Here is a 21,579-nt window from a genome sequence, read left to right as displayed (position 1 = left end):
GTATCAAAATGTAATCGTGCCGTTGACGGTGATATGTACCGTCAACGACCTCTCGGGAGTATCGACCATTTTCCCCCTATCATGGGGTATGGACAGCAGGGTCAAAATTCAGGCGCAGTCCCGGGCGAGGCCATGGCATGCTGACCACGAGGCTGGTGCTGGAAAGGGTGACATAGGCGGTCTTGAGATCAGGGCCGCCGAAACAAATATTGGTGCAGATCGGATCGGGAAGCTCGATAAACTCAACGAAGGTGCCATCGGGTGCCACGACATTAATGCCGCCATAGACCAGTGAGGCAATGCAGATATTTCCGTTTTCCTCGACCGCAAGGGAATCGTAGGAGGTGAACCCCGGAGGACCGTTCATGTAACGGCCGCCATGGGGCGCTATGTGTTTTATCTCACCCGGTGAAGCGATCTCATATGCCCATAGATTGCCGGTATTCGTTTCGGCAACATAGAGCGTTTTTTCGTCAGGAGACAGTCCGCAGCCATTCGGCATTTCGCTTGGAAAAACCACTTCCTTGATCATGCTGCCATCGGCGCGGGCATAGTACATGCTGCCGATATCCATATCGCGTTTGCGGCGCTTTCCGTGTTCGGTGATGTAGAAGCCGCCGTGTTTATCGAAGACGAGGTCGTTCGGCCCCTTCAACGGCAGACCGTCGCAATCGGAATAGAGGACCTCAACCTTGCCGGTGTCGATGTTGATCCGCTCGATCCGTCCGCCGCTGTAGTCGTCAGCGGCGCGCGTCGGGAACAGGCCGCCATTGATGCGCTCCCAATGAAACCCTCCGCTGTTGCAAACATAGAGATGACCATCAGGACCGAAAGCGGCCCCGTTTGGTCCTCCGCCCGGTTTTGCAATAATCGTCTTTTTTCCTTTTTCATCGATACGGGCAACATCTCCGCGGGCAATATCCACGACGATCAGTGAGCCGTCGGGCATGTAAATCGGCCCCTCCGGAAAGTCGATTTCCGAGGAAATGATCTTGAAATCTGTAGTCATGCAAACCTCCCTTGAAATTACGCGCGATTACGTTTTCCCTTTCACCGCATGTTCCCGCCGCCGTTGACGTCGATTGTGCTCCCGGTCACGAAAGTCGAAAGATCGGACGCGAGGTAAAGCATGGCACCCGCTGTGTCCTGCGCCTGTCCGCCCCGGCCAAGAGGTAGCGCTGCAATCATGCTGCTGCGGATCGTATCATCGAGGCGGCCCTTGAAAATATTGGTTTCCGTGAAACCGGGTGCCACGGTGTTCACGCGGATACCATCCTCGGCAAATTCTCGTGCCATGGATTTGGTAATGCCAATGATCGCAGCCTTGCTCGCAGTGTAATGCGGTCCGCCAAACCCTCTGGCACCACGTTGCCCGGCCACGGATGAGACATTGATAATGGAGCCACGGCGCGCGGCCTTCATCGCTGGAAGGAAGGCCTTGGAAACATTGACCGTGCCATAGACGTTGACATTCATGATCGACTTCCACTGATCCAGACTGACATCGAGAAAATCACCGTGCTCGGCATAGCCAGCATTGTTGATGAGAACGTCGGGAACACCGAGTTCTGTTTCAACAACTCTTGCGGCTTGGTTGCATTGTTCTTCGCTCGTCACATCGCATGAAATTGCCAGATGCCGCCCTGGGGGGAGGTCGGTGACGGTTTGCCGGACCGCGTCGGCATTAACATCGAGGGCCGCTACGTGAGCACCATGTTCCGCAAACAGGATGGCGGCGGCCTTGCCGATGCCTGAACCGGCTCCGGTGATAACGACTATTCGATCCTTCATCAGCATTGCTGTCACCTTGTTCACTTCGCTGCCGCCTTGATCATACCGGCTGCTTTTTCTGCGATCATATATGTTGGAGCCTGAGTGTTGCCGGACGGCATCGTTGGCATGATGGACGCATCAACGACCCTCAGGCCCTCTATTCCATGCACACGCAACTCGTCATCCACAACAGCCATGGGGTCGGATGCCGGTCCCATCTTGGATGTGCCGATGAGATGATAGACTGAAAAGCTGAAGTTGCGGATGAAATTCAAAAGCTCGTCATCCGACTGCGCATCAATGCCCGGCAGCACTTCCTGATCGATATATTTCGCCATCGCCGGCGAGGCGAAAAGACGGCGTACAAGCTTGACACCCGCGAGCGCCACGCGCTGGTCCGATGGGTTACTGAGGTAATTGGGATCGACGACAGGCGCATCACGGAACGAACTTGTGGTAACCCTAACGTGCCCACGGCTTTCCGGCCTTTGCTGGTAGGCCCCGCAGGTTATTCCAGGGAAATCATCGAGCAGTCCGATATAGCCCTGTTTGTAGCTCGCTGGTGTGAATGTGACCTGGAGATCCGGGTAGTCCAGTGCCTCGTCCGATTTCCAGAAGATATGACCCATCGCGGGTTGAAGTCCGAGGATCGAGGGCCGACCGACCGCCCATTTGGCGATTTCCATGCCTAGCCTCAGGCCACGCGCATATTGGTTGATGGTCGATGTGCCTTTTACCCGTGCGACAATGCGAGGTACGCAGTGATCGCGAAAGTTCTCGCCGACCCCTGGCAAGTTATGAAGTGTACGAATTCCGGCAGACTGGAGCACCTCACCTGGCCCGATGCCGGAAAGCTGGAGAAGACGGGGTGAATTGATCGTTCCCCCGCAAAGAATGATTTCGCGACGCGCGTGGACGGTTCGCTCCGGCGAACCGTTATCGCCGGAGCGAACATATCTGACCGACGAAGCCTTCTTGCCTTCGAGCACAATGGATGAGACCTGTGCATGGGTACGCACGTCAAGATTCCGGCGTTTCATCGCAGGTCGCAAAAAAGCGTGCGCCGAACTGACGCGTCGCCCGTTTTTGATGGTTCGCTGATAGAGGCCCACACCAGCCTGGTCGCCTGCGTTATGATCGGGATTGCGTGGAATACCGATTTGCTGGGCGCCTGCTATAAAGGCGTCGAACAGAACATGAGACCAGTCGTTATCAGAAACCGACAATGCGCCATTTTTACCCCGGTAATGATCGTCTGACGGGCCTATGCGTGTTTCCGATTTGCGGAAGTAGGGTAGAATGTCATCATAGGCCCAGCCCCGGTTGCCCATTTGCGCCCAGCGATCGTAGTCGTGACGTTGGCCCCGGTTGTATACCATGCCGTTAACTGCACTCGACCCACCCAGAACACGACCTTGCGGCAGGCTCATGGAGCGCCCGTTCAGCGCTTCCAGTTCAGGTGTTTCGAACTGCCAGCTTGTTTTGGGGTTGTACACCGTTTTCAAAAAACCGGCAGGAATGGAAATGAAGGGATTATTGTCCATGGGGCCGGACTCAAGAACACAAACGGTGGTTCTCTCATCGGCTGTAAGGCGCTCGGCAAGCAGGCACCCTGCCGTCCCCGCACCGATAATAATATAGTCAAACTTATCAGGACTCATCCGGCATGCCTCTGTATTTACCAGCGCTGTCTGCGCGTCATCGCAATTTTCGCGGATATATGCATACTTTTAGACATAGCCTGCGCAAACTCATTTTATCAGCTATTTTGCCGTTGGTTTCTGTGAGAAAAAATCACATCTTGCCGGGATTGCACTTCATTTGGTGGAGTTGATCGTTTCAGCGTGGCATCGGGGCGGAATTTTCCCGATGACTGGATGTATCTGTGACCGTGCCCTAACTACCGGCCATGCTGCGAGAAAGGCGAAATTATCTCACAGATTGTCTCCGAGAAATCGTTTGGATCTGAACCCGATATGGGCTTTCTGAAAAGCATGGAACTCTTTGACCCCGCCTTCAAGCCAGAGACAATGCATGTATAAATCCCGTACCGTCATCAAAACTGCACCGGAATTTGGCGCACTCGATATCGAGACACGCTCGACACCGGAGGTTGGCCCCAAAGATGCTCTGCTGAAAATTCACAGGGCAGCGATATGTGGGACCGATCTTCATATCTATAAATGGAACGACTGGGCGGCCCGGAACTATAAGCCACCGCTGGTCCTCGGGCATGAATTTTGTGGCGAGGTCCTCCAGGTTGGACGTGATGTGTCGACGCTGACGGTCGGTCAACGGGTAGCAGGAGAGACCCACCTTTATTGCGATGCTTGCGAGCAGTGCCGAATGAACCGTCGCCATACATGCCTTAATCTTCGCCTCTTCAGCAAATCCGGGTTCGGTTGTTTTTCGGACTACACCGTCGTGCCAGTTCAGGCTCTGCGAGTGGTGGCGCCTGAGCTTCCTTTGGAAAAAGCGGTTGTTATGGAACCGCTTGGTGTGGGTGTCCGTGCTGCCATGGAGGCCGACGTTTCCGGCAAGGCGATCTTTGTCATGGGCTGCGGCCCCATAGGTCTCTACACGATTTCTGCGGCGCGGGCGCTTGGAGCCAGCCGGGTCATCGCGTCCGATGTTTCGTCGTACAGAATGGCGCTTTCGCAGAAAGTCGGTGCAGATCACGCTTTGGATGCATCACAGGATACAATCTTCGCCGACATAAGATCCTTGACCAACGGTCTCGGCGTCGATGTCGTGATCGACGCCACTGGCAGTGAGGCGGCGATACAGGGCGCACTTGACGTCGTGAAGCCTGGCGGGCGTCTGATCCTTGCCGGCTTGCCGAACAAGAAGCTTGAAATCGATGCTGCAAAATATCTTATCAATCGCGAGATCACGCTCAAGGGCATTTACGGCCGGCTGATCGACGAGACTTGGGTCGCGACCGAAAATCTTCTGATGACGAACAGAATTCACATCGAAGATATCAGCACCCATGAATTTTCCCTGGACAATTTCACAGATGCTTTCGAGACGTCAGCGTCTGGAAAAGCCGGGAAAGTCCAATTCAATATGGATCTGTAGTTTGGGAGGAGACGAACGGGAAGAGGTTGGAATTTTCTGGCGTAATGTGATCTGGCCTCACATCAGAAGTCCCAAATCTCGATTGCTCTGATTGTCCCCGTACCCTTAAATTCAAACCACAGCATTGCATGTCGCAGGCAAAATTGGCGCAAGACCGGGACAGCCTGGAATGAAAAATAAACAACCTTTAGTTTTTGATCGGGAGGATCGAATGCGTATATCCAGAATGACTAGATGCCTGCTTCAGACTACGGCAGTCGTTGCTTTTTCCTCACAGGTGTTCGCAGCAGAACCGATGCCGATGAACGGTGGTGCGGATATTGCCGGAATGTGCGGCACCAAACCTGCCGTGGTCGCGCTTGCTGATGGTTATGGCGGTGACACCTGGCGCAAGATTGCTCTGGCAGAATTCAAGGACGAAGCCGCTAAATGCCCCAATATCACCAAGGTGCTCTACACAGATGCCGCAGGCAACGCGCAAAAGGCCAATAGCGACCTGAACAGCCTTGTCGCACAGGGTGCCAATGTCATCGTTGTTGCTCCCGATTTTGGTCCCCAGCTCATTCCGGCGATGCGCTCTGCGACGAAGGCTGGCGTCGTTGTGATACCCTATAATGCGAAGCTTCCGGGCAAGGAGGGTGTGGATTACGCTGCAAACGTCGTTCAGGACGTCGGCACGATTGCAACCAAATGGTCGGACTGGCTGGGCGATCATATGAAGACCGGCAACATGCTGTATTTCAGCGGCCCCGCCGGCACTGCCTATTCGAAGAACTTCATGGAGCGCATCAAGGAAAACGTGGCGCGTCATCCCGGCATCAAACTGCTCGATGACAATTACATCGTGACGAACTGGAACCCCGCCGATGCCCAGAAGGCTGCCTCCGGCGCTATGGCGAAGTATCCGCAGATCGATGTGGTCGGCGTGGATGTCGGCCCGGTTGGCGTCGCCGTCATTCGCAGTTTCCAGCAGGCTGGCCTCAAGGTTCCATTCGTCGTCAGCATGGCCAGTAATAACGAGATGAACTGCATGTGGGTGGACGCGAAGAAAGAAGGCAAGGCCTGGCCTTACCTGACGCTCGACAGTACCACGACACAGACACGCATTGCGTTGCGTCGCGGCATATCGATTTACGAAGGTACGAAAAACCCGGATTCGACAACCGTTGCTGCCGTTCTCTATGCCGACAGTTTTGCCAACAAGGAACCCACATGCGACAAAACGGCTCCCCTTGACGCAGACTTTTCTGGCCAGTTGACGCCTGAAAAGCTTAAGGCCATTTTCAAATAAGAAACCCGCGTAGACAAGTGATGGCTGTAATGACGAATACGCCCAAACTTCTCGAAATCGAGAATGTTACCAAGCTTTTTCCGGGTGTCCGTGCACTGGACAGCGTTTCTTTTGACGTTGTCGCGGGTGAAGTCCACGGCCTTGTCGGAGAGAACGGTGCGGGCAAATCCACTCTTATGGCCGTCGCTTCCGGCGCGCTCAAACCAAGCGACGGTTCCGTAAAGATCAACGGCACCGTCCTTTCATCCGGGCCGGAACAGGCGCGCAATCTTGGCTTGGCGATCGTGCGTCAGGAACCATCTCTGATGCCAGATCTGACCGTGGCGGAAAACCTATTTCTGGGCCTTCCCGAACGGTTGCGACCTCCACCCGGAAAAGCTGCGGAAAAGGCCACTCAAATTTTGAAATCCTGGTCCGACGACAGCAATGTGTCGGCTGACGATCTGGTGGCCAGCCTTAACCCGGAACAGAGATTTATTGTTGAAATATGCAAGGCGCTTGCCTCGGAGCCAAAAGTTCTGGTGCTTGACGAGCCAACCGAACATCTCGCTGCCGAGGATGTCGAGCGCCTTTTTTCCCGCATCAGAGCCGTCACTGCACGCGGGGCCTCTGTCGTCTATATCTCCCACCGCCTTCGCGAAGTGCAAAAGGTTTCACAACGCCTGACGGTTCTACGTGATGGCAAGGGACAGGGAACATACACGGCCCAGGGTCTCAGCGAAAAACAGATCGTCGAACTGATCGTTGGAGGCGCCCTCGAACACGAGTTTCCGGCCAAAAGCACTGGAAACGAAAGTCAGACGGACGTGCTCGAAGTGAACGGGCTTTCAGGCGAAGCGTTCAAGGACGTGACTCTTAACGTGCGCTACGGCGAAATATTGGGCCTCGCCGGTGTCAGCGATAACGGCCAACGCGAATTCCTAAGGGCGCTCGCCGGACTTGAGCTAATTCGGGACGGAACCATCTCTGTCAATGGTCGTATCGTGCCGATTTCCGGGTCCAGTTCATCCTGCAAGGAAGGCATTCGCCTGTTGCCGGGAGATCGTCATCGGGAATCTATTTTTAGCGAACTCAGTGTCCGTGAAAACTTCGTCATAAGAAGCATCGAAAGCGATCTCCGTGTCGGCTTCGTCTCGCATTCGAGCGAGCGCAAACGTGCTAATGCGGCAATAGAGGCGTTCCGGGTCAAAACCCCTTCAACGGAAACGCGGATATCGTCTCTTTCAGGTGGTAACCAGCAGAAACTGATCCTCGCAAGCGTAATCGAGACCAGCCCCCGCATTCTTCTGGTGGATGAACCGACGCAGGGTGTCGATGTCGGTGCGCGTGCTGAAATCTATGCGATCCTTCGGTCCATTGCCGACAATGGAACAGCCATCATCGTGGTATCATCGGATGCCGCCGAGATCGCAGGTCTTTGCGATAGAATCGCTATTTTTTCGCGTGGTCACGTTGTGAGCCAGCTGGAAGGCGACAACGTAACGGAAAACAATATTACCACAGAAATTCTGACGACAAACTCTCTGCGTGACAGAAAGCGTCGGCATATTGCCGATATATGGAACTGGGCTGCCGGTAACGTCGCGCCGTTGGCGATGGTTCTGGCGGCAGTGATTGCTATTGGTCTCTACGGTAGCAGCGTCAATGAGTATTACTTCACCGCTCGAAACATGATGGGGGTCATGGCGCTTGTTGCGACCCTTGCCCTCGTCGCCTATGGCCAGCAACTTGTGATGCTTGTCGGTGGTATCGACCTGTCCGTTGGCACCCTGATGGGACTTGTCGGTGTCGTCGGCTCTTTCTATCTGACAGCCGAAAACTCGGCGGGCGACTTCATTTTCGGGTTTTGCCTGATGATGGCCGTTGCGCTGGCAGTGGGTTTGACGAACTGGTTTCTCGTAGAACCCCTCAACCTTCACCCCATGGTCGGAACGCTGGTCACCTATATGGCCGTGCAGGCCATTTCGCTTATCTTACGGCCAGCGGCGGATGGCTTTCTTGACTACGACCTGATTGACAGGATCAGCACGGTCATCGACTTCGTTCCCGTTACGTTTATCATTGTCGTTTTGACCGCGTTCGTGCTCGAATTTGCACTCTACCGCTCATTTCTTGGAATCAGTTTGCGCGGGCTGGGTTCGCGCGAGGAGGCGGCGCGGGTGGCAGGTGTAAGGCCGGGCCTGACCAAACTCACGGCTTATGTAGGCTGCTCTTTCTTCGCTGCGCTCGCCGGTATCACGATGATCGCGCAGGTCGGCGTCGGTGATCCCACGGCTGGTGGAAGTTATACTCTATCGAGTGTCGCAGCCGTTGTTATCGGCGGGGCCAGCCTGATGGGTGGACGCGGCTCGTTTCTTGGGGCTCTGCTGGGCGCTATTCTCATCAATCAGGTGAATGTCGTTGCGACCTTCCTGGGGCTGAGTGATGCGTGGCAATTCTTTTTCCTCGGTCTCGTCATCCTTGCAAGCGTCGCCTTCTACTCAAAAAGCCGCCAGATGATTGCGTTATAGGTGTAGCGATGAGTGATAATGTTATGAAAGATACAGTTGTTTCAGGACGATCGATCGGCGTGATCAGCAATTTCAGGATCGGTGAATATCACTGGGTGTGGATCGGCACTGTCGCGGTCTTTCTGTTGAGCTACATCATCGCTCCTGGATCGTTGCGTGCGTCAGCGCTTCTGGCGATGCTGCCATTTGCAGGTATTCTGGCCGTTGTTGCCATAGGCCAGACCCTCGTTATCCAGCAGCGCGGCATCGACATGTCGGCTGCCGGAATGTTCTCCCTTGGAGGGATGATCGTCTCCATCCTCGTCACCTATGGGTGGGGACTGTTTTTCGGTATTGCGACAACCCTTTTCGCGGCATTTCTGTTCGGTGCGCTGAATGGTTTGCTCGTGACCCGCGTCAACATCGCTCCAATTGTGACGACGCTGGCCACCAACGCTCTGATGATTGGCTGTGTCCGCTGGATTTCAAGCGGCACCCCAATCCAGGCCCCGTCGGGTCTTGGGGCTTTCGCCCACCAGAGCATTGCCGGCTTGCCGTTCAGTTTCATTTTCTCGATATGTTTGGTGACTGCGGCAGCGATCGTGATGAACTATACGATCTACGGCAAGCGTTTCGTCGCGGTAGGCGTCAGTCCTGTCGCAGCCGACAATGCCGGTATCCGTGTCACGCTCTACCAGATCGGTGCCTATGCGTTCGCGGCAATCTGCTTCGCCCTCGGTGGCATGATGTTTGCGGGTTTCATCGGCAGCGCGACCCATACCGCCGGAAATGACTATCTCTTGCCAGGTGTAGCTGCCGTGGTCGTCGGTGGAACGCCGTTTACGGGCGGTCGGGGAAGCGTGATTGCAAGCGCCATGGCGGCAATCTTTATCACGCAACTCGGCCAGATGGTCTTGTCGCTCGGAGCGAGCTCCGCAACACAACTCCTTGTTCAGGCTGGAGCAATCTTTTTAGCGGCGACTGTCAGACACCTGCCGACGATCGTCAAAGTGCTTTCCGTGCGAAACTAAGCAGGAACGCTATCAAGCGGTTCAACTGGACATGTTGGCCATTCGCCTCGTGAAAATCAAACTCCAGGCCATGGGCTTAAGGCTTGGTTGACTATCGCTGTTAGTCTTTGTCGTTTGGCAGTTAACCGTGAGATTGCGGCCGTCGTTTTCTCATTTCGTACTTCATTTGCCAGCAATCCACAGTCCCATTGAACACACTTAGCAAAAACCGTTCAGTTTAAGAATTCTATACGCTTCAATCGAGGATCGAAGTGCATCCTCCGAATTGCGGTCTCCGTCATTGGCGTCGGGATGGTGCATTTTGAGCCGCTCCTTGTAACGGCTCTTGATTTCTTGGGATGTAGCCTTGGGAGAAAGCCCGAGTATTTCGAAAGCTTTGGCTTCCAGTACCTTGAGCTTTCGTTGCTGGGCGCCGATCTTCGTTTGCCCTTTCCCGTCGGCCTTCCGAGCATTTAGCACTTTTGCCGAGCCTGAACGAACTGAGGACGGTAGAGGAGCTTCAGTTGCCGCGCTAACCTTTGTTCCCCAGGTCTGGCGCGCACCCGTCGTCGCTTCCTTCTGGTAACGGGCAACGTTGGGATTAGATGGTAGTGCCGTGAAACTGTATCCCTTGTTATAGGCGGTCACATGCTCAAGACAGAACAGCAGGTAAAGACCTTCAGCACCCGCGCCCACGGGCGCGCGGTGAGAACCGCTCTTTTCACACCCGTCCCATTGGCATTTTGGGCCTGTGGATTCGCTGACCGAAGGCGAGCGTTTGCGAGCGGACCGAAGACCTACGAATATTTTCGAATCATGCGTCATTTGAGCTATATGGACGCCGACGACCAGTTGGGCAACTCCGGAAGTCTTTTTGCAATTGCCGCTCGTCAATCTTCAATGCAGAAGCTTACTGGTTTCACCTAAAGAACGCTTCTGGGCTAGACATAATTCAAACAGGCTCGCGGCAGAACTTAAGGTCCTAAAGGCCCAGCTTTCTCCCCGGACGAAAAGAAGTTCCACATTGATGCAGGCACCGCATCATCTGAAGCTGCGACTTTGTTGCAGACGGTATCAAGCTGTCCAATAAGATGGCTGTGATGACGGTCGGACGACAATGGCGGCCCCGACGGCGTCACGGTGTAGAATTCGCAAGGCAAGGCCATCGGCTTCATCCGTCTTCCGAACCGTTGCCCGAACCTCGTTTTCGACGGTGCCAAGAAGAACCGCCTTTCCATGGCCAGCAGCCACTCAACCGAAGTCGGCGGCTCAATTCCGGGCCACTCGCTTTTCCCTTCGAACCAGAAAACCCTTACCGCGGCTGTTTTCAGGCCGAAATAACTGAAAGTTGACCGGCCATGGTGCACTGCGGAAGCCGCATATTTCAACAGCCTTGAATTCGCCGAATTTTAATTCACTGTTAAGGAATACATTCCTTTTTCGGAGATCGGCCATGGCGCTTGGCGCATCGCATCGCTTGCAGGAAAGCCTGGCGGCGGTCGAAACGATGACACGTTTCGCCCTTGCCGTTCTCGCACTCGCTTCCGGCGTCTACACCTATCTGGGTGTGCGCAGCATTCTGGACGGCTCGCCAACGGCGGTCTTCTTTGCCGCCATCATCTACTCCGCCTCTGTATCCGTCGGCATTTACGCCTTCTGGTCCTATATGGCGCGGTTTTATCCACACGTCACCAGCCGTTCCAGCCGCACCGCCATGCTGGCAGTGATGGCCGTTGGCTGCGTGATGATCCTTGCGATGTCGAGCTGGTTGAATGCCGCCGCGCTCGCAGGATCGGCGGCTCTTGAACAGCATCTTGCGGAAACGGTCGAGGATTACACGGAAGATCTGGATCAGGCGCACCAGAATGCGTTGGCAGCACAGAGCCTTTTGCCGGACATTCAACGCGCCAAGGAGCGTTTCACCCAGCTTGCGGCATCCGAACGACAGTCAGGCGCGCTGACCGGCACCACTGGCTCCGGCAGCGTCGTCTCGCTGCTGTCGCAGATGTCGTCGCAACTGAACGAACTGGAAAACGGCATCAATGCCTCGCGTGAGCAGGTTACCAGCCTGTTCAACGAAGGCCAGAAGCGCCTCGAGACCATGCGTGGTCTCGTCTCGGCACCCGGCGTCGTAGAACCACGCGCCGACAAGTTCTCGTCGGAAGTCGTGGCCCTAACAGGCGTCATTGCATCGTTGGGGCAAACCTCGATCGCTCCCTCCATCCGCCGTGCGGCCGACGATCTTTCGCTCGGCTTCATCGCTCCGATCCCCGACGGTGGCGAACAGGATCTAATCAGCCGTCAGGATCGCGTGATGGAAACCATTCGCACCTCGGTCGCGGCGCAATCCAAGGTGCTGTCCGACGCTGCCGACGAGATTCTCTCGCGTGCGCCTGTGGCCGAGCGGCGTTTCGTGCCACTCTCGTCAGCGGAAGCTGTTCTGCGTTATGCTTCCGACTTCATTCCCGCATGGGCAGGGGCCATTTCGATCGACCTGTTGCCAGGTGTCATGGTGTTCATTCTGGCCGTGGTGAATGGCGCAATCCGCAGGCAGGAAGAGACCATGCCGTTCGCCGAACGGATCACCGTGGCTGAACTGATGCAGACGCTGGCGATGCAGAAAGCCATTGCCGCCGAGACCATGTCAGCCACCGAAATGCAGGCCACGGAAGATGCCATTGCCGAAGCCGAAGACAACAAGGACGACGCGGAGACCAACAACATCACCAGTCTCGGTCTCAACAAAACACCCCGCAAAGGTCCGGCGACATGAAACCGGCATCCGCGTTCAAGGCCGTGATCAGCATGGACGACGGTGTGCTGATGCGTGGAGCCTTCTACGTGCTGCTGGCGGCAGCGGCCGCCTTTTTGGTGATCGACATCCGGGAGATCAGCACGGCTGAAGCGGCTCGACCGGGTCTTGAAACATTACGGGACGTGCCGACCTTTCTCCCGCCGATGACCGCGCCAGGAGCGCCTGGCGCGCCGCCAGTCCAGCCTTCAAGCCCGGATGAAGTCTTGCGCAAGCCGATGACATTCAATCTTGTCTCGGGTGGCGTGCTCGTTGCCGAAGGCACCATCGACCCCGGCGCAGCCGGCCGTTTTGCCAGCGAGGTCGAAGCCCGTGGCGAGTATATCAAATTAGTCTCTTTGAATTCACCGGGAGGTTCGGTCGATGACGCCGTTGCGATGTCCAAGCTGATCCGGGAAAAGAATATTGCCACGAAGGTTGCGGAAAAGGCGCTATGCGCCTCTTCCTGCCCAATCGTCTTTTCCGGTGGTGTGACACGATCGGCCGAGAAAGATGCCGTTGTGGGCGTACATCAGGTGTTTAATGGCGGCATCGAGCGCCCTTCACCGGACCAAGCGATGTCCAGTGTTCAGGCAACAACCGCGCGTGTCGCGCGACACCTCGACGAAATGGGTATCGGCGCCGGTTTGTGGATCCATGCGCTGGAGACCCCGCCTAACCAGCTCTATTATCTCACGCCCGCAGAAATGGCGAAATACCGGCTGACGACCGATGCAACCCCTGTGGCTGGAACAAGCGCTGGCTGACGCTCGATCAGATGTCGAAACCCGGTGTCCACACCCGCAAAGCTTCTAAGAGGCAACCCAGACAACCGAAAATGCAAAGGCGTTTCAACGGTTCCGATATCCATCAAGGAGAGGGAATCGAAATGCGATTTCACGACCGCACACGCGCCAACAATATGGTCGATCATACAACTAATAAAATGATCGCATCCTCAACGGCAGCAAGGCCGCGCCGATGGCGGCAGGATCGCCTTCGGTTTCGCTGAGCACCAGTTTAGCTTCCTGTGGGCCGACGCCGTAGCGATGTTCTCGCTCTGAGGGCATGTGGATGCGGGCGATCATCATCTGGCCGAGCTTTCTCGGCAACTGTCCTCCGAAGACGATGGCCTGAGGGTCTATGACTGCGATCAAGCTGGCAACGAGCCGGTCCACCTGAGGCATGGTTCGAACGAGCCATTCTTCGACACCGGGCCATGTTGGATCAAACTGCCGATGTAGCGCTTCAATGGAATGTATTTCGACCCCGTTTTTTTGGAGTGTCTCGATCAAATATTGTAATGCAGGCCGCTTATGAGATTCGTCAGGATTATAAATCCCGCTGAACTCGCCAGCATTGCCGTAGAAGCCGTAAAACGGCTGGCCACCCAGAACAAGACCTCCGCCAAAACCGTAATTGAAGGAAAGATAGGCAAAGGTCTGGCACCATGAGCCTACGCCGCGCAGGCTTTCGCCGATCGCCCCAGTCGTGGCATTGTTTTCAAGCCAGACCGGCAGGCGGAACCTGTCTTCGAGGATTGGCTTCAGATCCACCAGCGACCAGTCTCTTAAGGGCTCCGGCGCGTTGAAGGCGCGGTCTTGCGATACAAAAAATCCCGACATCGAAAAGCCAAGGCCAATCAGCTTTTCGCGTGGGATGTTGTACTGCCCGAACAAGCGTTCCAAGGCGAGAGACAGTGCAGCCAATGTCAACTTCCGATCACTGGGTAGCATGTCCAGCTTTTCCTCGACTACGATATCGCAGCGGAAATCAGCAATGCAGATCACAACAGAATCGGTGTTGATGGAAATGCCGAGGGAATAGCTGGCCTCCGGGACCAGCTCTATGGTCGGGCTTGGCTGGCCCCGCGTGCCTTTGAGCGGCGCGCCGGTGCGCAGAAGCCCGCGTTCCAGCAGACCGTCGATCAGCCGGTGCACGGATTGCTGCGTCAGGTTGGTGTGGCCGGTGATCGACGCCCGGGAGATCGGTCCATAACGCCTGACGATATCCAGAATCATGCGCTCGTTGCCGCTGGCAAGCGGGCGGCGATCGAGCATCAGGCGCTTTTTGGGGTCGAGGGTCATGGCCTTGGGATAGCGGCTGCACAGGGCCGCGGCAATAAGGCGAGGTGCGCCCAAGAGCATTCTTCACAGGACTGTCACAAATATTACACCTAAAGTGTATTAATAAGCAGCCAGTGACCACGGACCTCCAGGAGGAGCCATCAATGCCTATGAAATATCTTGCGATCGCCGTGCTTGCGCTGGCGACGACGGCAGCGCCTTGTCTGGCGGCTGACACCAATATGAAGAATCTTGACTTCGATCTGTCGAAGGTCACGCGCGAAAATTTCTATGACATCGTCGTTCCCGCTGCCAAAGCCGAGGGCTCTGTGACGATGTATAATTTCGCCGGTAGTTTTGCCGATACCTGGAAGGAATTGGTTACCAGCTTCGAAGCCAGATACGGCATCAAGGTCTCCTATAGCGACGTAAACGGCGATCAGGCGAACCAGCAGCTGATTGCCGTCCATGCAGCGGGCCAGGATTCGCCAGTGGATGCGTATTTCGCCGGTGGCGGTGAGTACCCGCTTCTGTCTTCCAAAGGTGTCGTGGGCAAGATTGCATTGACGGACATCCTGCCCAACATGGCCAATTACGATCCGGTTCTGGCAAAAAACCTGTTCGGCAAGGACCATGGCGGCACCTATCCGCTGGTGCACATGAACCAGACGGCGATCGGTTATGACTCGGCTTTCGTGAAGCCCGAAGACCTGCCGAAAAGCTTTGAGGAGTTGCTCAACTGGGCGGAAAAGAACCCCAAGCGTCTCGGCGTCACTCTTCCGGCCAAAGGCGGTTCCGGCAGCGGTTTCATCTATTCGGTCGCGCTCAACTATCTTACCGGCGACTGCCGCACGCAGCTGACGGATTACAGCAAGACGCTGCAGGAGGCCGAAGACTGGGCGATGACGTCCGAATGCCTGAACCCGGTTTGGGACTACTATAAGCGCTTGCTGCCCGTTGCCGAATTGACCAACGGCAATGCCGACACGTTGAACCTCATCAACAACCAGCAGCTCTATATCGGCACGGTCTGGGAAGATCAGGTCATGACGTTCCTGGGCAACAAGCAACTGCCCGAAAGCTTCCGTCTGACATTGTTGGAAAAGGGTCAGATCGGCTCCGGCGATGCCATGTTCGTGCCTGCCAATGCCAAGCACGTGGCCGCTGCCCTGCTTCTGATCGACATGGCGATGAGCAAGGAATTCCAGACATGGAAGCTGGAACATAAGGCCTCGCGGTCACCGCGTCTCGACGTCACCAACGACATGATGCCGAAGGATGCGCAGGTGCATGTCCTGCCCAAGGAGGTTTATCCGCACCTTTCGGTTCCCGCCTTCTGGGACATGGCAAAGGCGTTAGGCGAAGCGCTGGATGAAAAGGTGCTCAACCAGTAGCGCTCAATCCCGCATGGGCCGGGCTTTGTCCCGGCCTGTCGCAATCGCCAAGGAAGATCGTCATGAGTGAACTCGACATCAACAACATCACCAAGGACTATGGCGCAAGCCGTGCGCTCCACCCCGTGTCGATCAGCGTGGAGCGCGGCGAATTTGTCACGATCCTCGGCCCCTCCGGCTGCGGAAAATCGACGCTTCTGCGTATCCTGATGGGGATCAGCGAACCATCTGGCGGTGAAATCTGGCTTGGTGGCAAACGCATCGATCAGGCGCCGCCGGAAGCGCGCGATATCGCCATGGTTTTCCAGTCCTACGCGCTTTTTCCGCATATGTCGGTCGCCAAAAATCTTGGATTTGGTCTGCGCATGAAGAAAGTGCCCAGGGATGAGCGTATCAGACGCATCGCCCATGCTCTGGAAATCTGCAATCTGACGGCTCTCGTGGACCGCATGCCGCGCCAACTGTCCGGCGGCCAGCAGCAGCGCGTCGCGCTGGCGCGCGCCATCGTCATGCAGCCCAGCCTTCTGTTGTTCGACGAGCCCCTGTCGAACCTCGACGCCAAGCTGCGCGATACATTGCGCCACGAGCTGACGGAACTGCACAAAAGAATAGGTGCCACCAGCATTTACGTCACGCACGATCAGGCCGAGGCCATGGCGATGTCGGATCGGATCGTCGTGATGAACGCGGGCCGGGTTGTTGAAGTCGGTACACCGCTCGAGCTCTACCGCGCCCCGAAACACGCTTTCACGGCAGGTTTTCTGGGACAGACCAACTTGCTGCCCGTCACGACTGACGGCACCGAGGAGGCGCGTTTGCCCTGGGGTCAGCTTGTCACGCTGGACGGACGGGCCGCAGGCCCGGCACAAATCTCCGTGCGACCGGAAAACATCGTCATCGCTGCCGATGCCAACGGTGCGGGCACAGTGTCTGCCGTGTCGTTCATGGGGCCGAATGCGCTCTACACCGTCGAGATCGGTAAGGAACAGATACGTATCAACCAGTCCGGTGCCGTATCCCTGATCGATGTCGGAAGCCGCGTATCGGTTCAATTTCCGGGTCTGGTCCATCTTCTCGATGACCAACCGGTGAAGGAGGCTGCATGATGCGCGGCCTTCTTCGCGACCGGTGCGTTCAGCTGCTTGTCTTGCTGGCACCCGGCGTCGGTTATCTCCTCGTTTTCTTCGGCAGCCCGCTTTTCTCGGCGCTGGTCGGCAGCTTCCGCCTTGAGGATGGTAGCTTCACTTTGTCTCTTTACGAGCGGATTTTCACCCGTCCTTCGATGATCCGAGGCCTGACGACCTCGATCTACTACGGGGTGATGCCGGTCATCGTTTCGCTTGCGGTTTCGGTGCCTCTGGCACTTCTGATCCGCAAAAGCTTTTTCGGGCGAAAGCTGTTCAGCGGACTTTACAAGCTGCCCATGGCGGTGCCAGGCATCATCGTCGGCCTGATGGTCATCGTCGTTTTCGAACGCGGTGGATTTATGGACCGGCTGTTTGCGCCGCTGGGAATTGCATTACCGAAGCTCGTGCGTGACGACTGGGGCATCGGCGTCATCCTCGCCAGCGTCTGGAAGCAGATCCCGTTTATGACGCTGATCATCACCAGTGCGTTTGCCGCCATTCCCGAAGATATCTGCTATGCGTCCCGCACGCTTGGCGCATCGCGGCTGAAGACCTTTCTGTTCGTCGAGGTGCCGCTGGCCATGCCCGGTATCACCGCCGCCATTCTTCTCACCTTCATCGGTTCCATGGGCTCCTACGCCATTCCCGACATTGTCGGCCCGCCGACGGCCCGTCCGCTGTCTGTTCTCATGGTGCAGGAGTTCAAGCAGGGCCGGTTCAATCAGGTCTACGCGATCGGCATGGTGTTGAGCGCTTTCGCCATTCTGGTCCTCATTGCCTATTACACGCTGACATCCCGCATCGGTGTTGGCCAGAACCGGGGAGACACGTAAATGGCCGCCGTCATCACCGAAACCCACGGTCTTCCCCGTCGTCGCACCTTCCACCCGCAAGACCGAATTTTCGTGTCAATCGGGCTCTACACGGCGCTGGGCCTTGCCATTCTGGTGCCGCTTGCCCTGATGTTCCTGTGGAGCGTGGCCGATGGCTGGGCTCCGCCGCTGGTCGTGCCGAAGGATTATACGACCGCGCGTTGGGCCAGCATTCTGGGCGATAGCGGCCTGATCCGCGCTGCCTTCAACAGCATTGCCATCGCCTTTGTGGTAACCTTTGCAACGGCTGCGATTGCCCTGCCCACAGCCTGGGCCATGGCTCGGTTTCCATTCCGGCTGAAGCGGGTGGTGGAAATCTTCATCCTGGCGCCGATCATCATTCCGGGCATTGTGGTTGCCGTGGGCATCGGGCAGGTGTTCATGGTCATGGGTCTCGCCTATTCGGTTCCCGGTGTCATCCTCGTCCAGATCGTCGGCACCTTGCCGTTGATGATCCGGCTGATGACGGCGGCGCTGGAAACCATTCCCGACGACCTCATCCATGCTGCACGTTCGCTGGGTGCGGGCACGTTCGGCATCGTCTTCCACATCATCTTGCCGCTTGCCGTGCCGGGGCTGCTGGCGGGGGGTCTGATGTCGTTCATCGGCAGCTTCGAGGAATTCGACAAGTCCTTCATCGTCGGTGCGCCGGTTGTCGAGACCTTGCCGATCAAGCTTTACATGTATCTCGACCCCTATTCGATGCAGCTGCCGCTGGCCTCCATCGTCTCCTTCATCCTGCTTCTCCCCGCCCTCGTCGTCTTCATCATCGCCGGTCGCATTTTACGCGACGACCTGATGGCAGCCGGAATGGGCAAACTCTGAACAATCCTTGCGTCCAACTCCCAATCGAAACATCCGAAAGTCAAAACCATGTCTCAAACACGTCCCGCCTCTTTTCCAGCCAGCAACGTCTGCGACGTCCGGGCTCTATCCTCGCGAAGCAACCCGGCCATCCTGACGATTGCCCATCGCGGGTGCTGGAAAACCACGGCGGAGAACTCCCTGGCATCGGTGCGCGCGGCCGTTGCGGCTGGTGTCGAGATGATCGAGATCGATACGCAGTCCACGGCCGATGGCAGACTTGTCGTCATCCACGACGAGACGCTCGACCGCACGACGACGGGAACGGGAACGGTCAGTGCCTTGCCGTTCGATGTTGTGCGGGCGGCGAAGCTGCGGGCAGGGGCTGGCGGTAAGGATGCAGCCGTTACCGATGAGTGCGTGCCGACACTGGAAGAGTTGCTGGAAGAAATTCGCGGCAAGATCACCGTCAACATCGACACCAAATTCACGCGCGACCTGCCGCAGGTCATGGAGACGGTGCTGAGGCTCGGTATTCAGGGTCAGGTGCTGGTCAAAACCGACATCGATCCGCAAGCTGCGCATTTCGATATTCTCGATGCAGACTGGTTCGGCAAGATACCGCATATGCCGATGTTTGATGTCCGACCCGGCCACTTCGTTGACGATCTGCGCAAGATCGAGGCGCTGCATGCGCCGATGATCGAAGTGAAGTTCTCCGACATCGCCGATCTCGCCGCAGGCCGCGAAGAACTGGAGCGTCAGAATATCCGCCTCTGGATCAACACGCTCGACGTTTCCTATTGCCTCGATTTCAACGATACCCGCGCGCTGAGCAATCCCGATGCTGTGTGGGCCCCACTTGTGCAGGCAGGCGTGGGTGCCATTCAGACCGACGAGGTGGATGCGTTCAAACACTGGCTGCACATCAGCGGCCATCATGGTGCCAAGTGATGGAAGCGATGAACACGCGCCTCGAGCGCGCCGTCCTCGTCATCGAAGAGGCTGTGGACCTCGCTTTGCACTTTTTCGAAGCGCGCAGCAGCATTGCGACGAGGACCAAGGGCTTTCAGGATTTCGTGTCTGAAGCTGATACCAGCGTCGAAAGGCTCGTGCGGGACAGGCTGGCCGAGGCATTTCCGGGAGAAACCGTTCTGGGTGAGGAAATGGGCGGCATCGCTGACGATGCCTACTGGATCATCGATCCCATCGACGGCACCGCGAACTTCCTGCGCGGCTCGCCGCTCTGGGGCATTTCGCTTGGCTTCGTGCGCAACGGGCGGCCGGAACTCGGCGTGGTCGCTCTACCTGCGTTTAGGGAGATTTATTCCGCCGCCGATAGCACGGGTCTTCTGCTCAATGGCAAACCGCTTAACCGCGATGTACCGTTCGAGGATGTCCAGGTCATGTCGCTGGGCGACAGTGCGGCGGCCGACGCTGAGGAGGTGGCGGCGCTGAATGTCGGTCTTCGCCATGCGGGCTGGGTGGTGGAATCGATCCGCTCTACATCCATCGGGCTCGCGTTCGCAGCACGCGGTATTTTCGATGGGCACCTTCAGAAGTTGACCACCATGTGGGATATCGCAGGTGGAGCTGTTCTTGCGCGCGAAGCCGGCCTCGACGTTCGGATTGGCGTCCGAGCCGGATCGGGCATCCCCTGGATCGCAGCCGGAACGCCCAAACTATTAACTGCGGCTGCCGAGTTATGGCCGGAAATCAAAAACCTTAACGCCGAAACTCGATAAATCGGGGAACGGGGTTTTTGCGTCGAAAGTTCGATTCCCATCAAGGCATAGTTAGGTCTGGCTGCCTTGGTGCAGCCGTCGCTGTCCACCCAGTCGCGAAATTCCATGCACGCAAACGCTCCGTTTCTCCGTACTACTGCGCTCGATATTCGCGTGGCGCGACGCCAAACTGGTTTCGGAATGACCGGCTGAAATGTGAAAGGTCATTGAAACCCCATCGGAAGGCGATCTCTCCGATAGAAGTATTGCCTTTGGCACGCAGATCGTCTGCGCATTTTTGCAAGCGTTGCCGAAGCAGGAGTTTGCTGAATGTCTCACCGCTGTCTTCCAATAGGCGGTGAACGTAGCGAACCGAAATGCGAAAGTGTTCGGCTGCTTTGGCAGGTGTCAGCGCTGGGTCTCCCGCATGTGAACCGATGTAGTTGATCAGCGAAAAAGCGAGTTGATTGCGTAATGTTGTGCGGGCGTGGTCTACCTCGCGATTGGATAGGCCGACAGCAATCGCGACCAGCTCCACCAGATGGTTGGTGATGGATGATGACGTTGCAACGTGAAGATGCTGTGCATTCAGAGCAATTGATGAAAGATAGTCCGCGGTAAGGGACGCAATCGGATCACTGCTGCTTATTTTTGTGGCCATCTGTCTGTCGGGTTGCTTCAGAAGAGGCTCCAGAATTGCTTTGGGAATGCGGAACGAATGTTGTGTCCAAATGTCGCTGCAGTAATCGTTGAGATAAGGTTCGGTTGAATCGACAATTGAAAAATCGCCGCGCTGCAAGAGTGCTTCTCGTCCGTTCTGCATCATCCGGCAGTGGCCTTCCACCTGTAGATTGAGGAAGTACACTTGCTCGGGCATCCGGCTGATTTCCTGTCGGCGGCGATGAATTTTTTGTCTGCTCGACGAAATTGTCGTGACGTTGACAGAGTTTAACAGATTGGCACGAACGTGCCCGAAAAACGGCGCATCGCCTTCGGTAGTCGAGTTCAAAGCTACGTATTCCTGACAGAGCACTTCTTTCCAGAACGGAAAACGGTCCTTCTGCGGCAATTCGGCTGCGTTCCAAACCGTCATTTCCAGTGCCTCCATCAGCGACATTGTCGAGATGGCAAAGCAATAAACATGCCAGACTTTGATT

At 56.4% G+C, this 21,579-nt stretch carries 18 protein-coding genes; 12 read left to right on the top strand and 6 right to left on the bottom strand.

Annotation, left to right across the window (positions count from 1 at the left end; genetic code table 11):
* Positions 1-79: 79 nt before the first annotated feature.
* Genes QRN55_RS19905 through QRN55_RS19895 form a run of 3 tightly spaced genes read right to left on the bottom strand, consistent with a single transcriptional unit; the run spans position 80 to position 3,434 of the window.
* Positions 80-1,009, bottom strand: coding sequence for an SMP-30/gluconolactonase/LRE family protein (locus QRN55_RS19905; protein WP_284778062.1), 930 nt, complete (start codon positions 1,007-1,009; stop codon positions 80-82).
* A 41-nt stretch (positions 1,010-1,050) separates the two neighbouring features.
* Positions 1,051-1,797 (bottom strand): SDR family NAD(P)-dependent oxidoreductase, encoded by a 747-nt coding sequence (locus QRN55_RS19900; RefSeq protein ID WP_284778061.1) that lies wholly within the window; start codon positions 1,795-1,797, stop codon positions 1,051-1,053.
* A gap of 14 nt (positions 1,798-1,811) precedes the next feature.
* The gene (locus tag QRN55_RS19895) at positions 1,812-3,434 is read right to left on the bottom strand and encodes a GMC family oxidoreductase (RefSeq protein WP_284778060.1); all 1,623 of its coding nucleotides are present in this window, start codon (positions 3,432-3,434) and stop codon (positions 1,812-1,814) included.
* A 373-nt stretch (positions 3,435-3,807) separates the two neighbouring features.
* On the opposite strand from QRN55_RS19895, the gene QRN55_RS19890 reads away from it, so the two are divergent.
* The 4 genes from QRN55_RS19890 (at position 3,808) to QRN55_RS19875 (ending at position 9,665) form a co-directional block, all read left to right on the top strand.
* Entirely contained in the window at positions 3,808-4,854 is a 1,047-nt protein-coding gene (locus QRN55_RS19890; RefSeq protein WP_284778059.1) for a zinc-binding dehydrogenase, read from the top strand.
* 211 nt (positions 4,855-5,065) lie between these two features.
* On the top strand, positions 5,066-6,145 hold the full coding sequence (locus QRN55_RS19885; RefSeq protein WP_284778058.1) for a substrate-binding domain-containing protein: 1,080 nt from the start codon (positions 5,066-5,068) through the stop codon (positions 6,143-6,145).
* A gap of 29 nt (positions 6,146-6,174) precedes the next feature.
* Entirely contained in the window at positions 6,175-8,655 is a 2,481-nt protein-coding gene (locus tag QRN55_RS19880) for an ATP-binding cassette domain-containing protein (RefSeq protein WP_284778057.1), read from the top strand.
* Between the two features lie 23 nt (positions 8,656-8,678).
* Positions 8,679-9,665 carry an ABC transporter permease gene (locus QRN55_RS19875; RefSeq protein ID WP_284778056.1) on the top strand — a complete coding sequence of 329 codons (987 nt, stop codon included), beginning with the start codon at positions 8,679-8,681 and terminating at the stop codon, positions 9,663-9,665.
* A gap of 198 nt (positions 9,666-9,863) precedes the next feature.
* Here the strand turns inward: QRN55_RS19875 and QRN55_RS19870 are convergent, their stop codons facing one another.
* Positions 9,864-10,469 carry a J domain-containing protein gene (locus QRN55_RS19870; RefSeq protein WP_284778099.1) on the bottom strand — a complete coding sequence of 202 codons (606 nt, stop codon included), beginning with the start codon at positions 10,467-10,469 and terminating at the stop codon, positions 9,864-9,866.
* A 628-nt stretch (positions 10,470-11,097) separates the two neighbouring features.
* On the opposite strand from QRN55_RS19870, the gene QRN55_RS19865 reads away from it, so the two are divergent.
* The gene (locus tag QRN55_RS19865; RefSeq protein WP_284778055.1) at positions 11,098-12,417 is read left to right on the top strand and encodes a hypothetical protein; all 1,320 of its coding nucleotides are present in this window, start codon (positions 11,098-11,100) and stop codon (positions 12,415-12,417) included.
* Positions 12,414-13,202, top strand: coding sequence for a COG3904 family protein (locus QRN55_RS19860; RefSeq protein WP_284778054.1), 789 nt, complete (start codon positions 12,414-12,416; stop codon positions 13,200-13,202). The genes QRN55_RS19865 and QRN55_RS19860 overlap by 4 nt, the downstream gene beginning before the upstream one ends.
* 171 nt (positions 13,203-13,373) lie before the next feature.
* On the opposite strand, the gene QRN55_RS19855 is transcribed toward QRN55_RS19860, so the two are convergent.
* Complete coding sequence (locus QRN55_RS19855) at positions 13,374-14,522, bottom strand: ROK family transcriptional regulator (RefSeq protein ID WP_284778098.1); 1,149 nt, start codon at positions 14,520-14,522, stop codon at positions 13,374-13,376.
* A 143-nt stretch (positions 14,523-14,665) separates the two neighbouring features.
* Between QRN55_RS19855 and QRN55_RS19850 the strand changes: the two genes are divergently transcribed.
* From QRN55_RS19850 to QRN55_RS19825, 6 genes are all read left to right on the top strand, one after another.
* Positions 14,666-15,895 (top strand): extracellular solute-binding protein, encoded by a 1,230-nt coding sequence (locus QRN55_RS19850; protein WP_284778053.1) that lies wholly within the window; start codon positions 14,666-14,668, stop codon positions 15,893-15,895.
* Positions 15,896-15,957: 62 nt separating this feature from the next.
* Positions 15,958-17,001: an ABC transporter ATP-binding protein gene (locus QRN55_RS19845; RefSeq protein ID WP_284778052.1), complete on the top strand. Its 1,044-nt coding sequence runs from the start codon at positions 15,958-15,960 to the stop codon at positions 16,999-17,001.
* Entirely contained in the window at positions 17,001-17,855 is an 855-nt protein-coding gene (locus tag QRN55_RS19840; RefSeq protein WP_284778097.1) for an ABC transporter permease, read from the top strand. The genes QRN55_RS19845 and QRN55_RS19840 overlap by 1 nt, the downstream gene beginning before the upstream one ends.
* Positions 17,856-18,719, top strand: coding sequence for an ABC transporter permease (locus tag QRN55_RS19835; protein ID WP_284778051.1), 864 nt, complete (start codon positions 17,856-17,858; stop codon positions 18,717-18,719).
* Between the two features lie 48 nt (positions 18,720-18,767).
* Entirely contained in the window at positions 18,768-19,652 is an 885-nt protein-coding gene (locus QRN55_RS19830) for a glycerophosphodiester phosphodiesterase family protein (RefSeq protein WP_284778050.1), read from the top strand.
* Positions 19,652-20,443: an inositol monophosphatase family protein gene (locus QRN55_RS19825; protein WP_284778049.1), complete on the top strand. Its 792-nt coding sequence runs from the start codon at positions 19,652-19,654 to the stop codon at positions 20,441-20,443. Before QRN55_RS19830 ends, QRN55_RS19825 begins: the two co-directional genes overlap by 1 nt.
* Before the next feature lie 133 nt (positions 20,444-20,576).
* Here QRN55_RS19825 and QRN55_RS19820 read toward each other — a convergent pair whose 3' ends face one another.
* A complete protein-coding gene (locus tag QRN55_RS19820; protein WP_284778048.1) occupies positions 20,577-21,515 on the bottom strand; it encodes a helix-turn-helix domain-containing protein in 939 nt (312 codons plus the stop codon).
* Positions 21,516-21,579: the final 64 nt, after the last annotated feature.

The organism is Agrobacterium sp. lyk4-40-TYG-31 (genome assembly GCF_030209855.1).
Taxonomy (GTDB): domain Bacteria; phylum Pseudomonadota; class Alphaproteobacteria; order Rhizobiales; family Rhizobiaceae; genus Agrobacterium; species Agrobacterium vaccinii.
This window is presented reverse-complemented; position numbering and strand designations above follow the sequence as displayed.

Excerpts from the sequence above, each read along its gene's own strand:
- QRN55_RS19860 (WP_284778054.1), top strand. The coding sequence starts at position 12,414 with ATGAAACCGGCATCCGCGTTCAAGGCCGTGATCAGCATGGACGACGGT.
- QRN55_RS19875 (WP_284778056.1), top strand. The coding sequence starts at position 8,679 with ATGAAAGATACAGTTGTTTCAGGACGATCGATCGGCGTGATCAGCAAT.
- QRN55_RS19895 (WP_284778060.1), bottom strand. The coding sequence starts at position 3,434 with ATGAGTCCTGATAAGTTTGACTATATTATTATCGGTGCGGGGACGGCA.
- QRN55_RS19855 (WP_284778098.1), bottom strand. The coding sequence starts at position 14,522 with ATGACCCTCGACCCCAAAAAGCGCCTGATGCTCGATCGCCGCCCGCTT.
- QRN55_RS19890 (WP_284778059.1), top strand. The coding sequence starts at position 3,808 with ATGTATAAATCCCGTACCGTCATCAAAACTGCACCGGAATTTGGCGCA.
- QRN55_RS19865 (WP_284778055.1), top strand. The coding sequence starts at position 11,098 with ATGGCGCTTGGCGCATCGCATCGCTTGCAGGAAAGCCTGGCGGCGGTC.
- QRN55_RS19885 (WP_284778058.1), top strand. The coding sequence starts at position 5,066 with ATGCGTATATCCAGAATGACTAGATGCCTGCTTCAGACTACGGCAGTC.
- QRN55_RS19835 (WP_284778051.1), top strand. The coding sequence starts at position 17,856 with ATGGCCGCCGTCATCACCGAAACCCACGGTCTTCCCCGTCGTCGCACC.
- QRN55_RS19870 (WP_284778099.1), bottom strand. The coding sequence starts at position 10,469 with ATGACGCATGATTCGAAAATATTCGTAGGTCTTCGGTCCGCTCGCAAA.
- QRN55_RS19830 (WP_284778050.1), top strand. The coding sequence starts at position 18,768 with ATGTCTCAAACACGTCCCGCCTCTTTTCCAGCCAGCAACGTCTGCGAC.
- QRN55_RS19820 (WP_284778048.1), bottom strand. The coding sequence starts at position 21,515 with ATGACGGTTTGGAACGCAGCCGAATTGCCGCAGAAGGACCGTTTTCCG.
- QRN55_RS19825 (WP_284778049.1), top strand. The coding sequence starts at position 19,652 with ATGGAAGCGATGAACACGCGCCTCGAGCGCGCCGTCCTCGTCATCGAA.
- QRN55_RS19905 (WP_284778062.1), bottom strand. The coding sequence starts at position 1,009 with ATGACTACAGATTTCAAGATCATTTCCTCGGAAATCGACTTTCCGGAG.
- QRN55_RS19900 (WP_284778061.1), bottom strand. The coding sequence starts at position 1,797 with ATGCTGATGAAGGATCGAATAGTCGTTATCACCGGAGCCGGTTCAGGC.
- QRN55_RS19850 (WP_284778053.1), top strand. The coding sequence starts at position 14,666 with ATGCCTATGAAATATCTTGCGATCGCCGTGCTTGCGCTGGCGACGACG.
- QRN55_RS19845 (WP_284778052.1), top strand. The coding sequence starts at position 15,958 with ATGAGTGAACTCGACATCAACAACATCACCAAGGACTATGGCGCAAGC.
- QRN55_RS19840 (WP_284778097.1), top strand. The coding sequence starts at position 17,001 with ATGCGCGGCCTTCTTCGCGACCGGTGCGTTCAGCTGCTTGTCTTGCTG.
- QRN55_RS19880 (WP_284778057.1), top strand. The coding sequence starts at position 6,175 with ATGACGAATACGCCCAAACTTCTCGAAATCGAGAATGTTACCAAGCTT.